Origin of the sequence: Marinobacter metalliresistant, assembly GCF_038098645.1 — a bacterium.
GTDB classification, from domain to species: domain Bacteria; phylum Pseudomonadota; class Gammaproteobacteria; order Pseudomonadales; family Oleiphilaceae; genus Marinobacter; species Marinobacter metalliresistant.
The window spans coordinates 3,087,316-3,101,493 of record NZ_CP101118.1 but is presented as its reverse complement, the minus strand read 5'-3'; the positions used below and the strand labels follow the sequence as shown (position 1 = coordinate 3,101,493).

Here is a 14,178-nt window from a genome sequence, read left to right as displayed (position 1 = left end):
CAGTGCTGGCGGCAAGGACGATGAACAGGATAAACCCCGATGCCCTGATAGGGACCAAATCGGGTAGGATGCTTGGTCTGTGCGGCGCTGCCGGCGCGCATTCAGGAATCTGAAGGAACACGGGACCCCACGCCCTATGGATGAACGACACCAGCCATTACCGGAAGCACGTCAGACGCTGTTCGCCCGAACACTCACGGAATGGCGGACTCTGGCCATTCTCGGTGGGCCAATCCTGATCGCCCAGGTTGCCCAGATGGCCAATGGCGTGATTGATACGGTGATGGCCGGGCACGCCAGTGCCAAAGATCTGGCGGCCGTTGGCATCGGCAGCAGCCTGTGGATGCCGCTGTTCCTGTTTTTCATGGGAATGCTTGGCGCACTGCAACCCATTATTTCCGGCTACAACGGTGCCCGGGCCGTCGGGAAGATCATGCCGGCCACCTGGCAGGGCCTGTACCTGGCGGGGGCCGGGTCCGTCATCATGATCCTGTTGCTCACCAACGTGCACCCGGTGCTGGCGATTCTGAACCTGGAAGCCAGCACGGCACGCATTACCCAGGGCTACCTGGACGCCTTCGCCTGGGGTGTACCGGCGTTGCTGCTGATCACAGCACTGAGGGGACTCACCGATGGCCTGGGCCATACCCGGGTAATCATGGCGTTCTCCGTGCTCAGCACACTCATCAACCTGCCCATGAATTACATTTTTATTTACGGCAAGCTCGGGCTGCCAGCCATGGGCGGCGTCGGCTGCGGCTGGGCCACCGCCATCTCCAACGGCGTCGCGGCCATTGCGTTGCTGGTGTATCTGAACCGAAGCCGTGTCTATCAGCATTTCCATCTGATTTCAGACTGGGTGAAGCCGGATTTGCCGGGCATTCGGTACATTCTGGCAATCGGTGTACCCATCGGCTTCACTATTTTTGTCGAGGCCAGCATGTTTTCGGTGATCGCCCTGTTTCTGGCCCCCCTCGGCCCGGTGGTCGTGGCGGGGCATCAGATTGCCCTGAACGTTGTGTCGCTGTTATTCATGCTGCCGCTTAGTATCGGTATGGCACTGACGCTCAGGGTCAGTTTTCTGGTGGGTGCCGGGGCGCCGGAGACAGCGCGCCTGATCTCCCGCAGTTCCCTGATTCTGGCTGCGGCAACGGCGCTGGTCTTCGCGCTGATGCTATTGGCTCTGTCCCGCGAGATCTCGGCACTCTATACCGGTGATACCGACGTTCGGGACGTGACCGTCAGACTGCTGATGTTCGCGGCGATATTCCAGATTGCCGACGTCATTCAGGTGACCTGCATCAGCGCATTGCGGGGTTACAAGGATACCCGGGTTCCAATGTTCATCATGCTGTTTTCATTCTGGGGGCTGGGCCTCCCACTGGGCTACCTGCTGACCTTCACGGACTGGCTGGTACCGGCGATGGGGGCGGCCGGCTTCTGGGTCGGGCTGACCGGCGGGTTGGCCTCTGCCGGCATCCTGCTTGGCTGGAGACTCTTTCTCTATGCGCCCGGCGGTGGTCAGGCCGTGGCCGTTACCAGTTCCGGTGGTGAGTGACTATCCGCAAATACGATCCGGTCACGGCCGGTTTCCTTGGCCTCATAAAGCGCGGCATCCGCCCGGGCCAGCCAGCTGTCTACGCTTTCACCTTGTTCGAGCAGCGCGACGCCAAATGAGACAGTGACCATACCTCCCGGATGTTTCATATACTTGCGCAAGACCTGCTGAAGATTGCTCATCACCGCGTTCAGACTCACGCCATCGACCCCGGATAACAACAGCACAAACTCCTCACCACCATAGCGGAACAGCTGGTCCGACTTGCGGGTGTTCTGCTGCAGCAAGGCGACGAGATCAATAAGCACATTATCGCCCACCCCATGACCGTGCTCGTCGTTGATTTTCTTGAAATGATCGATATCCAGCAGCGCCAGGGCATAGGGCAGGCCGGTGCGTTCAGAGTTTGCCACCGCCAGGTCCAGCTCCTGATCCATGGAGCGGCGGTTCTTGATTCCGGTCAGCGGATCAATCGTCGCCAGATGCTCCAGGCGCTGTCGCTGATCGTGGTTCCGGTGCGCAAACACATAGGCACAGGCGCTGACCACAAACGCTGTTGAGGCAAAAGACCACATCTGGACATCCGACCGGAAGGCGCCGCCATGCACCATCAGGGCCACCACGGAGGCAACGTTAAGGGCAACGGCCATCCTGGGATTGACGAGAAAGAAGGTAGTGACCAGAGCGGGGTACAGCCAGAAAAGTCCGGGCTCTCCCACCACGATTCCCACAACCACTGCACCACTGCAGGCAGTGCTCGCCACTACCAGCCCGCTTCTGCGCGTATCACCCGTTACCCAGGCGTAGACCAGCGCTGAACCGATAGCGAGGAGGATGGCCGTGTCGACCAGCCCCGCCAGCAGATTGCCCTGCAGAAAACGCATCACGGCGAACGGCGTGACCCCCAGAAATGCGCTTACGCCGAGCAGGGTAATGATCGACAACCGGAAATCGGTCTTGAGGCGCTGGAGCATACAGAGTGATCGTCCGACAATAAGAGTTTTTCAGGGCTCCAGAATAGCGCAAGTCATGTGAGCGGTCGTTGTTCCGCTACGATTCTTTACATATTCTCTATCTATTTCCACAAATTGTGGATGAACGCCCAGCTTCCATGGCCCCAAACCCTGCACACTTGTCAAATCAGGTAAAACCCGGGAACAGAGCAAAAACCGATACCTTCCCCGAGTGGAGGGAGACTGTTATTCAGGGTTACACTTGACACATCATGAACCTGTACCCGAGACACCTGTTTTGACCAATCTCGTCCGGATCGCTCCCGGCGCCCTCACCATTGGCCGGCCGTTACCGTGGAACGTCTACGACGCCGACGGCAATGTGCTGTTGCGCCAGGGCTATGTGATTCAGACCAACTCCCAGTTGGAGCAGCTGTTCGAGCGGGGCCGATTCAAGCCCCGTAAGATTGAACGTCCACAGGAGGAAATCTTCGAGGATAACCGGGAACGCAACCCCTTCGCGGACTACCCGGACCTGCTGCATACCCTGGAAGCCACGCTGAACGCCATTACCGGAGCCGACCCTTCGGCACATAAGCGTCTGCTTGGTCTGGCACGAATGATTGAACGCACCTGTACCGAGTCACCTGACGCAAGTCTGGCGCTGATCCATCTATACTCCATCGGTCCGGTCATTCATGAACAGATTCTGTTTCACGCCATCCTTTGCCAGTTCATTGGCCGGCAGTTCGGGCTGGAAGAAAAGCGCATCAGTGTTCTCACAACCGCGGCACTCACCGCAAACCTTGCGCTCGTTCCGATAGCAGACAAACTTAACGCGTCAAACAAGGTACTCAGCAATGAGCAGCGAGGTGTCATCCGCAAGCACGCGGAGCGCAGCATTCAGGCCCTCCGATCGGCGGGCATCAATAACAAACTGATGCTTACCATCATTGCCCAGCACCATGAACAGGCCGACGGCAGTGGCTATCCGAGAGGCCTGAGCGGCACCGACATCCGACCGGAGGCGGAAATTCTGGCCCTGGCCGAGCGCTATATCGCCATGATTACCAAACGCGCCTACCGCGACCGGATGGATGTGGCAAACGCCCGAAAACTCATTGCCAATCTGGCCGATGGGAAATTCCGGCCGGCGATACCAAAAGCTCTGTTGCAGGTTCTTGGCGAATTTCCGCCGGGCATTCTGGTGCGCCTGGAAAACAATGAGGTGGGCGTAGTCACCGGGCGGCCGGTGAGGGCAAGAGGGCCTTTCGTCAAGGCGATCTTCGGCCCCCGGGGCAACCGTTATGCCGGAACCTTTGAACGCGATACCAGCCTTCCGGAATTCAACGTCCGGGCTCTTGAGGAGCCCGAAATCATGCCATCCATAGACTTCGGCCTGGTCTGGGGACTGAATTCATAATCCCAGCGCGTCGGCATGATGGTCCAGATGATCATCAATAAACGAGGCAATAAAAAAGTAACTGTGGTCGTAACCCCGATGCATGCGCAAATTGATGTGGTGGTGAAACTTCTCACAGGCATCAGCCAGGGCGTCCGGGTTAAGCTGACTATCGAGGAACTCGTCCGCGGTGCCCTGATCCACCAGTAACGGCAGGCGCTCCCGGGCCGTCGGGATCAGCAGGGTCGCATCCCACTCTTCCCAGTTGCGGGTATTGTCACCGAGGTACCCGGTGAAGGCTTTCCGCCCCCAGGGGCATTCGGTCGGGTTGGCGATGGGCGCGAAGGCCGACACCGAGGCATAGCGGCCCGGGTTTTTCAGGGCACAGACCAACGCGCCGTGACCTCCCATGGAATGGCCACTGATCGCCCGGTTGTCCGTTACCGGCAACTCGCTCTCGATCAACTGCGGCAATTCCTTAACTACGTAGTCGTACATCCGGTAATGGGGTGCCCAGGGTTGCTGGGTGGCGTTGATGTAGAACCCGGCGCCTGAGCCAAAGTCGTAACTGTCGTCTTCGCCGGGCAGGTTCAGTCCGCGGGGACTGGTATCGGGGCACACGATCGCCATGCCCAGTTTCGCGGCCCGTTTCTGGGCGCCGGCTTTCTGCATAAAGTTCTGGTCGGTGCAGGTCAGCCCGGAGAGCCAGTACAGAACCGGCACTTTTTTCGGGTTCAGGCCCATCGCCGCTGGCGGCAGATACACCGCAAATTCCATGTTGCATTCGAGGGTAGCGGAGGTATGCCGGTAACGGCGATGCTCTCCTTCGAAACTGACGTTCGTGGATAAGAGTTCCATAGTGTCCTCGATCTTTGAGAGGGATGTGGATCAGTCCTCCGCGCTGGCGTATTTGGGCAGCTCAAGCCCGAAACCGGTACGCGCCAGTTCTGCCAGGATGGCACTGCGCGTCACAATGCCGATCAGTTTGCCGTGATCCACGACAGGATACACCTTTGGCTTGCCGGCACCGAGGTTCTGGGCGAGATCCACAACCGCCATCTCCGGCGAAATGGTCAGCGGCTTCCGGAACATGACATCGTCGACGATCGGGTCCCCCTCGCAGTGATAGCTGCTCACCAGCAGGGCATGGATGCAATCGTGCTCGGACACGAACCCAAGCACATGGCGGTGCTCATCAACCACCGGCAAACCGGTCACATGGTTGTGCAGCAGGATTTTCACGACCCTGGTGAGCGGCACACCACACCGGATCGGCTCAATGTGATTCCACATAACATCTGAAACTTTGAGTGAACGCATGGACACAATCCCTCCTGTTTGTGGATGCTCGCCTCTGCTATGAGCATAGGCAATCACACCCGAATCCACCACTTTTACCGGCCTATCAGTTTACACGGGAATATAACCGACTAAACTCAGTCGGTTATACCCTCTTTGGGTCAAACAGTGAATCCAATACATGGCACGCACAGGGAGAACCCATGGAAGCCATTGAACAATTTGTCAAAGATGTAAACGGACTGGTCTGGGGCCCCCCCATGCTGGTCCTGATTCTGGGTGTCGGGCTGTTCCTCAGCCTGGGCCTCAAATTGATGCCGGTCCTCAAACTTGGCGCCGGTTTCAAACTGATGTGGAGTGGCCGCACCGCGGCGGGTGCTGAATCCGAAGGCGAAATCCCTCCTTTCCAGGCCCTGATGACGGCTCTGTCCGCCACTGTCGGCACCGGTAACATCGCCGGTGTTGCCACGGCCGTGTTCCTCGGTGGCCCGGGCGCCCTGTTCTGGATGTGGCTCACGGCCCTGGTTGGCATGGCCACAAAATATTCCGAGGCGGTCCTCGCGGTCCGTTTCCGGGAGGTAGACGAACGCGGCGCCCACGTCGGCGGCCCCATGTACTACATCCGCAACGGGCTGGGTAGCAAATGGGCCTGGCTCGGCATCCTGTTTGCCATTTTTGCCGCCATTGCCGGATTCGGTATCGGTAATACTGTCCAGGCCAACTCGGTGGCCGATGTGATGCAGACGAGTTTTGGTCTGCCGCACTGGGTAACCGGCCTGATCCTGATGGTTCTCGTCGGCATGGTGCTGATCGGCGGTATCCGCCGGATCGGCCACGTCGCCAGCACCCTGGTGCCATTGATGGCGGTTTCCTACCTGATCGCGGGGCTGGTGGTTCTGGCCATCAATGCCGCGGACATTCCCGCGGCGTTGGCCCAGGTGCTCGGGCATGCCTTCAGCCCCATTGCCGCCGAAGGCGGCTTTGCCGGTGCTGCCGTCTGGGCAGCGATCCGGTTCGGTGTTGCCCGGGGCATTTTCTCCAACGAAGCGGGGCTGGGTTCCGCGCCCATTGCCCACGCTGCCGCGCAAACCAGGAATCCCATCAATCAGGGCATGGTGGCCATGCTCGGCACCTTCATCGACACCATCATTATCTGCTCCATTACCGGCCTGGTGATCATCACCTCCGGCACCTGGACTTCCGGGGAGTCCGGCGCAGCCCTCACTTCCATGGCTTTCGAGGGCGCGCTGCCCGGTATTGGCAACTACCTTGTGGCCATTACGCTTGCGGTCTTCGCCTTCACCACCATTCTCGGCTGGTCGTTCTATGGTGAGCGCAGTGTCGAATTCCTGTTCGGCGTGAAAGCCATCGTGCCCTACCGGGTCGCCTGGATTCTCGCCATACCGGTGGGGGCCACCATGAACCTGGGTTTTGTGTGGCTGCTGGCAGACACGCTGAATGCCATGATGGCACTGCCAAACCTGATCGCCCTGTTGTTGCTCAGCCCTGTGGTATTCAAGCTGACCCGGGAGCACTTTGAAAAAGAGAAGGCAATGGGGCTCTGAGCCCCTTGTAATTGCCTCACCCGGCACCAAGGTCTGTCTTATACATTCGGAATGTAACCCCGGTCACTGTTGAGCCGGAATGACAAACGAAATCGTCACAACCATGATCACAGGAGAGTAAACATGACTTTACGTCTCGGAGACACCGCACCGGATTTTGAGCAGGAGTCCAGTGAAGGGAAAATTTCGTTTTATGACTGGCTGGGCGACAGCTGGGGCGTTCTGTTCTCGCACCCGGCTGACTTTACGCCCGTGTGCACCACTGAGCTGGGCCTGACCGCCAAGCTCAAGAACGAGTTTGCCAAACGCAATGTCAAAGCCATCGCCCTGAGCGTGGATCCGGTGGACTCCCACAAGGAGTGGATCAAGGACATCAACGAAACCCAGGGCTGCGCAGTAAACTTCCCGATCATCGCAGACCAGGATCGCAAAGTGTCCGAGCTGTACGACATGATTCATCCCAACGCCGACAGCAGCCTGACTGTACGCTCCCTGTTCGTGATTGATCCGAACAAGAAGGTTCGGCTGATGATCACCTACCCCGCCAGCACCGGCCGTAACTTTAACGAAGTGCTGCGGGTTATCGACTCGCTGCAGCTGACCGATGAACACAAGGTTGCCACCCCGGGTAACTGGGAGCATGGCGGCGATGTGGTCATCGTGCCGTCCCTGCAGGATGAGGAAGAGATCAAAGAGCGCTTCCCGAAAGGCTACAAGGCCGTGAAGTCCTACCTGCGGATGACACCGGATCCGAAATCCAACTGGAGCGGTGATTGATTGGATAACTGAAATTGGGGTCATGAAATTGGGGTCAGATGAAAGCTTTCATCTGACCCCGGGCTTCCGGGCTTCTCCGACCTTCTCGGTTATCAGAATGCCGGAACCACGGCACCTTCATACTTCTCCATGATGAATTCGCGAACGGCATCAGAGTTCAGCGCGGCCGCAAGCTTCCGCATCGCGTCACTGTCCCTGTTGTCCGGACGGGCAACCAGGATGTTCACGTAGGGTGATTCGGAACCCTCAATCACCAGCGCATCGTCAGATGGGTTCAGGCCCGCTTCCAGTGCGTAGTTGGTGTTGATCAGTGCGAGGTCAACCTGGTTCAGGATGCGCGGCAGAGTGGCGGCCTCAAGCTCTTTGAACTCGAGACCTTTCGGGTTCTCGGCAATATCACGAGGTGTCGCTGTGATCTTGCTGGCATCCTCAAGCCTGATCAGACCGGCCTTCTGCAGAAGCAGCAGTGCACGGCCACCGTTGGTGGGGTCGTTCGGAATAGCGACCACAGCGCCCTCTTTGAGGTCATCCAGCGAATCAATCTTGCTGGAGTAGGCGCCGAACGGCTCAACGTGAACGCCGGTCACGGTCACCAGACTGGTACCACGGCCGTCATTGAACTCATCCAGATACGGCTGGTGCTGGAAGAAGTTCGCATCCATCCGCTTCTGGTCCACCTGGATGTTCGGCTGGATGTAGTCGGTGAATACCTTAACGTCCAGTTCCACACCCTGTTCAGCCAGCTGCGGCTTCACAAATTCCAGGATCTCCGCGTGGGGTACGGGAGTTGCGGCTACAGACAGCTCCCCGGCAGCAACTGCGCCAGAGAAAGTAGCGGCCGCAGCCAGTGCTGCGAATGTTTTCTTCAGATTCATACGTCTGTTCTCCTTTGAGAAATTACGAACAATGAAATCAGTCCGGGAGTACGGCCCACGGCCGGAAACCCCTTCCGAAAAACGCCCGTAAATACATCCATGTAGGGCTCGGTCGCGCCATCCCTGGCGCTCCACGTTTTCGGAAGGGGTTTCCGACCGCGTGCCTATATCTGGCTGTACCTATTTGCGGCTGAAATACAAAACCAGACGGTCGCCGGCCATCTGCAGGACCTGGACGAAAATGACCAATAGGGCCACAGTAATGACCATAACATCGGTCTGGAACCGTTGATAACCGAAGCGGATGGCCAGATCGCCGAGGCCGCCGCCACCGATGACACCGGACATGGCGGCGTAAGATACCAACGTGATGGCTGTCACCGTAATGCCAGCGATAATGCCAGGAAGCGCCTCTGGCAGCAGGGCACCGAAGATGATCTGGCGCACGTTGGCGCCCATGGCCTGGGTGGCTTCGATGATGCCCCGGTCCACCTCCCGAAGGGACGTTTCCACCAGCCGGGCAAAGAACGGCGCACCACCGGCCACCAGCGGCGGAATCGCACCGGCAACGCCGAGAGACGTTCCGATCAGCATTACGGTGAAGGGAATCATCACGATCAACAGGATGATAAAAGGCACTGAGCGCAGCACGTTCACCACGAACGACAGCACCGCGTAGGCAACGGGCTGCTCCAGCAACTGGCGCTTGCCAAACAGGAACAACAGCACACCGGTGGGCAGGCCAATCAGCACGCTGAACAACAGCGACAGGCCGACCATGACCAGGGTATCCCAGCTGGCCCAGCCGATCTCACTCCAGTCTACATTGCTCAACAGGGCTTCCATCAGCGCAGCACCTCCACATGAACGTCGGCGGCATCCAGCGCCTGCATGGCAACGCGCAGGTCACCGCCCACCAGGGACAGTGTAAGCTGGCCATAAGGGGTGTCCTTGATGTGGTCAATACGCCCGGACAGAATGCTGAAATCCACGCCGGATTCCCGGGCCACGCTGCCCAGTAATGGCTTGTAGGTTGATTCACCCTTGAACGTCAGCCGCAGGATCCGGCCATCGGCCTTGCTCAGGTCCTGCCGCAGTTCGTCCCGGTCAACACTTTCACTCTCGAACACAAAATCCCGGGTGGTCGGGTGCCTGGGATGCAGGAATACCTCGCTGACCGGTCCCATTTCCACCACCTGGCCGGCGTCCATTACCGCCACCCGGTCGCAGACACGGCGGACCACGTCCATTTCGTGGGTGATCAGTACAATGGTCAGGCCCAGTTCCCGGTTGATGTCCGCCAGCAGCTTCAGGACCGACTGGGTGGTTTGCGGGTCCAGGGCGCTGGTAGCTTCGTCGCAGAGCAGGATCGTGGGCCGGCAAGCCAGAGCCCGGGCAATGCCTACCCGCTGTTTCTGGCCACCGGAGAGCTGTGACGGGTATTTGCTGGCATGGTCAGTGAGGCTGACGCGGGCCAGCAATTCCCGGACCCGCTCCCGGATTTCCGTTTTCGGGTAGATGCCCGCCAGCTTCATGGGGAAGGCAATGTTGTCGGCCACGGTTTTCGAAGACAGCAGGTTAAAATGCTGGAAAATCATTCCGACTTTACGGCGGAAGGCCCGCAGTTCGGCGGCGTCATAATCGGTAATATTCTCATCGTCGATCAGAATGCGGCCGCCGGTGGGTGGTTCCAGCAGGTTGATCAGACGCACCAGCGTCGATTTGCCCGCGCCGGAGTGGCCAACGATGCCGAATACCTCGCCGGTTTCTATGGTCATATCGGTGGGGTGTAGCGCGGGGATCGCCCGGCCGCCTACCTGATACGACTTCTGTACCTGGTCAAATACAATCACGGTCAGCGCCTTGTGGGTGCAGCGTTAAAACCGGCGATTATAGCCGATACGGCGGGCAAACCCGAATTCCGGCAGAATTCGCCGGGTGGGTAGATATCCCTACACAAACGGTTACCTGACACCGGACACCCGCCTGAACTAGACTGTGGGCCACAGAATAACCTTCCATTTCCCAGAGGCGCGCTGCCCAGAGACTCACTAACGTGACCAACGAAAAACAATCAACGCCCCCAAGGATGAACTCCACCCAGGCATGGGTCACCTATCTCAGCAAAGTCGAGCTACCGGTACTGGCAAATACGCTCCGGCGCATCAGCGAACTGACGGACAGCCGGAACAGCACCGTCAACGAACTGGCCAACGTTATCCTCAATGATGCCCAGTTGACCTCCCAGGTGTTGCGGCTGTCCAATACCGTATTCTACAACCAGACCCGCACCCAGGTGAGCACCGTCAGCCGGGCCATTACCCTGATCGGTTTCGACGCCGTGAAATCCATGGCGATTTCCTCACTGATCGTGGACACGCTACTGCAACGCAATGACCGCCCCCACTTGCTGCGCTGCCTGGCCCGGGCAATCCATGCGGCCGTGCAGGCCCGGAGCCTGATGCCCAAAAGGAACGAAACCGCGCTGGAGGAAGTGTTCATCGGGGCGCTGCTGATGAACATTGGCGAGCTGGCATTCTGGTCCTGCGAAACTCAGCAGGCCACCGAACTGGAGGAACGACTTCGACTGGATGAGCCCCCGGCGGAGGCGCAAAAGTCCGTACTGCATACAACGTTTACCGAAATTACCCGCGGTCTGGTAGAGGCCTGGTCGTTGGGGCCGTTCATCCGGGACGTCGTTTCCCCGGGCCAGGCCAATTCCGTGGCGTCCAGCCTGGTGCGCAACTCCGTAGAGATGGCCAGGCTGTCGGAACAGGGCTGGAGCGGCCCGGAGATGAACAAGGTTCTGGAGCGGCTTGGCAGGAATATCGGCGAAAGCCCGGCCGTGGTCCGGGATCAGCTCAAGGTAAACGCCTCGGAAGCAACTCGCGTCGCGGTCTCCCTGGGCATTCCCCAGGTCACGGCCATGATGCCGGGCGCGGAGCGAGACTCAGGTGATGCCGCACGGGCACCGGACATGGACGCCGAACTGCAGTTGGAAATCCTGCGTGAGTTAAGCCAATGCCTCACGGAAAAGCCGGACATCAACGAGGTGTGCCAGCTTGTGATCGAAGGCATCCACAGGTCAATCGGCATGCAGCGGGTGGCCCTTTTGATGAGCGACCGGACCGGTAACGAACTGGTGCCGCGGAAACTGGGCGGGCGCGGAACTGAGGAATGGCGCGAGAACCTGGTCATTCAGAAAGATGGAACGGGGCCTTTGGGCTCGCTTCTGCCTCCTGCCCACTGCACCATTTATGAACCCGAACCGGCATCGGAAGGCGTGCCTTACGACCGGTGGCTTGGCAAGGTGCCCGCCCTGACCGGCCCGATCACGGCAAACGGTCGGCTGGTAGGCTTGTTCTACGCGGACAACGCAGCCTGCGCCTATGTGCCCTCGAAGGAGCAGCTGTCAGCGTTCGGGCATTTTATCCGGAACGCCCAGCTTTGCCTTACATTGCTCTCCAGCCGCTGATATCCGGGGCTTTTGCCCCGGGTAAAGGGTGTGCCTGTCAATGCAGAGCCCGCAACTGCCTTGGGTAGAGTGCAGCACTCACTTCGGGCTCCTCCAGAAGATCCGCCAGTTCGCGGTCCACATCGGTCTCCGCACCGTCTTCAGGCAGCGGCTCAAACAGCGTACTCAGCCACGAGGCAACCGAAGGCGCTTCATCACGCTTGTAGTCGGTGGACAGCGCCTTGATCCGGCGAAAGCCGATAATGCGCTGGTGTTTGGGATCCCGAATCTGTTCAAAACCCCGCCAGTAGACATGATCCCGGGTGTGCAGCTGCACAAACAGGGTATCGATGGGCCCGTCTGAGTCGTCAAAGTCATCGGACTCGTCCGGCACATCCTCGGAGGCCGCTTCGGCTTCCAGGTCCGGTTTCTTATGGCGGATGGTAGTCCAGGCCGGATAGAGCACGGCCACGGCATCCGCTTCAACATGCTCGCGGGCGGCGCGGAGGATTAACCCCCAGCGGGCCTTGTCGGCATCGGTTTCAAGGGAATTGATGGGCAAGTCATAGCTTTGTTCGCTGGACAGGACAATGGCCATCATCGGGGCGTCAAGCTCCCCCATGGCCTCGGCCTGTGCTACTGATACCAGTTCGTCGATTGCCATCGGTTGGTTCATAATACGCTCGCCTCCTCGATGCCATCAGGATCTGTCAGGAAGAAGGGCCTTCCTGTCTGACAGCATAGCCTGTTCCGCCTGCAAAGATAAACGTGGAGTTTCACCAGCCGGATCACAACCCCTGCTGTCTCAAAACGCGTCCTCAAGCTTTTCGTAGTTGCTGAACCAGGGGTTCGCCTCTTCCAGCTGGGCCGCCAGCTGAAGCAAAACCGCTTCGGCCCCGTGGCGCGCACCGAACTGGACACCAACCGGCAAACCTCCGGAAGTCCAGTGCATGGGGACAGACATGGCCGGTGTTCCGGTGAGGTTCGCCAACTGAGTGAATGGCGTACGGGCCAGACTTTCCAGGGCCATCTGGTCTACCTGGCCGGATCGGTGCACCAGTTTGCCTGCATTGAGCTTGAGCATCAGCCGGGCCGCCAGTTTCAGATGGGGCGGTGTCTCCAGCTCCCCGATCACCGCCGGCAGTTGCCCGGTGGTGGGACTGAGATAGAGATCATAGCTGCCAAAAAAGGCCCCCAGGGCCCGGGCAAATTCATTCCACTGCTGGCGACGGCGGACATACTCCGACAGCGGCATGGTTTGGCCCAGCATGCCGATCAGGCGGGTATCCAGCTCAAAATCACGGTCACTGGCGCCGAATTGCTCTTTCGCCTTCGCCATCAGCGCCGACACTTCGCCGAAGTACAGGGCCAGATAACAGCGCGCCAGGGCCATGCCGTCGAATTCCGGCGCAGCGTACTCGACCTTGTGGCCCAGGTTCTCCAGGACCCGCGCCGTTTCTTCAACCGCCGCAACGCACTCGGGGGCCACCTCGGTGTTGTAGGGAGAGGAGGTGAACACGCCGATTCGCAGGCTGCCCGGCGACTTCTGCATCAGATCAGCATAGGCCGAGGCCGGCGACGGAATCGCAAAAGGATCACCCGGAGCAGGGCCACTGAGTACATCCAGCATGGCCGCGCTGTCTCTCACCGTCCGGCTGACCACATGATCGGTGGACGCGCCGGTCCAGGCTTCCCCCATGAAGGGGCCCACGGAAATGCGGCCACGGGACGGCTTCAGGCCGAACAGGCCGTTGTAGGCAGCCGGTATCCGGATGGAACCGCCGCCATCGTTGGCGCCGGCCATGGGCACGATACCGGCCGCGACGGCGGCACCTGAGCCGCCACTTGAACCGCCAGGCGTCAGTTCCGTGTTCCAGGGATTGCGGGTCGGGCCCCACAGCTCGGACTCTGTCACCGCTTTTAAACCAAACTCGGGGGTTGCGGTTCGTCCCAGAAAGACCAGCCCGCCATTGCGGGCCCTGCGGACAAATTCCGAGTCCTGGGGCGCGACGTTCCTTTTCAATCCCCGGCTGCCATAGGTACACGGGTGCCCCGCCTGCTCCTGGGCCAGGTCCTTGAGCAACAGGGGCACGCCGGCAAAAACGGCCTGCCCGGGAAAGTTCTGGCCAAGCGCCTCGGAGAACTGAGGGTAACAAATGGCGTTGAGCGTACCGTTCACCTGGGTTGCCCGTTCCACAGCCGCCTCGCATACTTCCCTGGAGCTTACCTCGCCCCGGCGGACCAGATCAGCCAGTGCAGTTGCGTCGTAACGAAGGTATTCGGATTGCTTCATGG

13 protein-coding genes are annotated in these 14,178 nt (G+C 59.4%); 5 read left to right on the top strand and 8 right to left on the bottom strand.

What is annotated here, in order from left to right; all coding sequences use genetic code 11:
* The first annotated feature begins 136 nt into the window (after positions 1-136).
* A complete protein-coding gene (locus NLK58_RS14470) occupies positions 137-1,558 on the top strand; it encodes an MATE family efflux transporter (protein ID WP_341581120.1) in 1,422 nt (473 codons plus the stop codon).
* Here the strand turns inward: NLK58_RS14470 and NLK58_RS14465 are convergent.
* Positions 1,522-2,532 (bottom strand): GGDEF domain-containing protein, encoded by a 1,011-nt coding sequence (locus NLK58_RS14465; protein WP_341581118.1) that lies wholly within the window; start codon positions 2,530-2,532, stop codon positions 1,522-1,524. The genes NLK58_RS14470 and NLK58_RS14465 overlap by 37 nt on opposite strands.
* A 277-nt stretch (positions 2,533-2,809) precedes the next feature.
* Here NLK58_RS14465 and NLK58_RS14460 point away from each other — a divergent pair, with 277 nt between their 5' ends.
* Complete coding sequence (locus tag NLK58_RS14460; RefSeq protein ID WP_117619127.1) at positions 2,810-3,934, top strand: HD-GYP domain-containing protein; 1,125 nt, start codon at positions 2,810-2,812, stop codon at positions 3,932-3,934.
* Here the strand turns inward: NLK58_RS14460 and fghA are convergent.
* Both fghA and NLK58_RS14450 read right to left on the bottom strand, forming a co-directional pair.
* Positions 3,929-4,771, bottom strand: coding sequence for an S-formylglutathione hydrolase (gene fghA, locus NLK58_RS14455; RefSeq protein WP_341581115.1), 843 nt, complete (start codon positions 4,769-4,771; stop codon positions 3,929-3,931). The genes NLK58_RS14460 and fghA overlap by 6 nt on opposite strands.
* 30 nt (positions 4,772-4,801) lie before the next feature.
* The gene (locus NLK58_RS14450; RefSeq protein WP_117619125.1) at positions 4,802-5,233 is read right to left on the bottom strand and encodes a CBS domain-containing protein; all 432 of its coding nucleotides are present in this window, start codon (positions 5,231-5,233) and stop codon (positions 4,802-4,804) included.
* A gap of 182 nt (positions 5,234-5,415) precedes the next feature.
* On the opposite strand from NLK58_RS14450, the gene NLK58_RS14445 reads away from it, so the two are divergent.
* The gene (locus tag NLK58_RS14445; RefSeq protein WP_117619124.1) at positions 5,416-6,777 is read left to right on the top strand and encodes a sodium:alanine symporter family protein; all 1,362 of its coding nucleotides are present in this window, start codon (positions 5,416-5,418) and stop codon (positions 6,775-6,777) included.
* Positions 6,778-6,900: 123 nt separating this feature from the next.
* Positions 6,901-7,554, top strand: coding sequence for a peroxiredoxin (locus tag NLK58_RS14440; protein WP_117619123.1), 654 nt, complete (start codon positions 6,901-6,903; stop codon positions 7,552-7,554).
* 92 nt (positions 7,555-7,646) lie between these two features.
* Here NLK58_RS14440 and NLK58_RS14435 read toward each other — a convergent pair whose 3' ends face one another.
* The 3 genes from NLK58_RS14435 to NLK58_RS14425 all read right to left on the bottom strand — a co-directional run bounded on the left by NLK58_RS14435 (position 7,647) and on the right by NLK58_RS14425 (position 10,282).
* Complete coding sequence (locus NLK58_RS14435; protein ID WP_117619122.1) at positions 7,647-8,429, bottom strand: MetQ/NlpA family ABC transporter substrate-binding protein; 783 nt, start codon at positions 8,427-8,429, stop codon at positions 7,647-7,649.
* Positions 8,430-8,609: 180 nt separating this feature from the next.
* Complete coding sequence (locus NLK58_RS14430; RefSeq protein WP_341581109.1) at positions 8,610-9,275, bottom strand: methionine ABC transporter permease; 666 nt, start codon at positions 9,273-9,275, stop codon at positions 8,610-8,612.
* Positions 9,275-10,282, bottom strand: coding sequence for a methionine ABC transporter ATP-binding protein (locus NLK58_RS14425; protein WP_117619120.1), 1,008 nt, complete (start codon positions 10,280-10,282; stop codon positions 9,275-9,277). The genes NLK58_RS14430 and NLK58_RS14425 overlap by 1 nt, the downstream gene beginning before the upstream one ends.
* Positions 10,283-10,485: 203 nt before the next feature.
* Between NLK58_RS14425 and NLK58_RS14420 the strand changes: the two genes are divergently transcribed.
* Positions 10,486-11,904, top strand: coding sequence for an HDOD domain-containing protein (locus NLK58_RS14420; RefSeq protein WP_117619119.1), 1,419 nt, complete (start codon positions 10,486-10,488; stop codon positions 11,902-11,904).
* A 37-nt stretch (positions 11,905-11,941) separates the two neighbouring features.
* Here the strand turns inward: NLK58_RS14420 and NLK58_RS14415 are convergent, their stop codons facing one another.
* Together NLK58_RS14415 and NLK58_RS14410 are read right to left on the bottom strand one after the other, a co-directional pair.
* Positions 11,942-12,559 carry a hypothetical protein gene (locus NLK58_RS14415; RefSeq protein ID WP_117619118.1) on the bottom strand — a complete coding sequence of 206 codons (618 nt, stop codon included), beginning with the start codon at positions 12,557-12,559 and terminating at the stop codon, positions 11,942-11,944.
* A 129-nt stretch (positions 12,560-12,688) separates the two neighbouring features.
* On the bottom strand, positions 12,689-14,176 hold the full coding sequence (locus NLK58_RS14410; protein WP_227539306.1) for an amidase: 1,488 nt from the start codon (positions 14,174-14,176) through the stop codon (positions 12,689-12,691).
* Positions 14,177-14,178: the final 2 nt, after the last annotated feature.

Coding starts and splice junctions, on each gene's coding strand:
- fghA (WP_341581115.1), bottom strand. CDS start 4,771: ATGGAACTCTTATCCACGAACGTCAGTTTCGAAGGAGAGCATCGCCGT.
- NLK58_RS14465 (WP_341581118.1), bottom strand. CDS start 2,532: ATGCTCCAGCGCCTCAAGACCGATTTCCGGTTGTCGATCATTACCCTG.
- NLK58_RS14410 (WP_227539306.1), bottom strand. CDS start 14,176: ATGAAGCAATCCGAATACCTTCGTTACGACGCAACTGCACTGGCTGAT.
- NLK58_RS14450 (WP_117619125.1), bottom strand. CDS start 5,233: ATGCGTTCACTCAAAGTTTCAGATGTTATGTGGAATCACATTGAGCCG.
- NLK58_RS14435 (WP_117619122.1), bottom strand. CDS start 8,429: ATGAATCTGAAGAAAACATTCGCAGCACTGGCTGCGGCCGCTACTTTC.
- NLK58_RS14440 (WP_117619123.1), top strand. CDS start 6,901: ATGACTTTACGTCTCGGAGACACCGCACCGGATTTTGAGCAGGAGTCC.
- NLK58_RS14445 (WP_117619124.1), top strand. CDS start 5,416: ATGGAAGCCATTGAACAATTTGTCAAAGATGTAAACGGACTGGTCTGG.
- NLK58_RS14415 (WP_117619118.1), bottom strand. CDS start 12,559: ATGAACCAACCGATGGCAATCGACGAACTGGTATCAGTAGCACAGGCC.
- NLK58_RS14470 (WP_341581120.1), top strand. CDS start 137: ATGGATGAACGACACCAGCCATTACCGGAAGCACGTCAGACGCTGTTC.
- NLK58_RS14430 (WP_341581109.1), bottom strand. CDS start 9,275: ATGGAAGCCCTGTTGAGCAATGTAGACTGGAGTGAGATCGGCTGGGCC.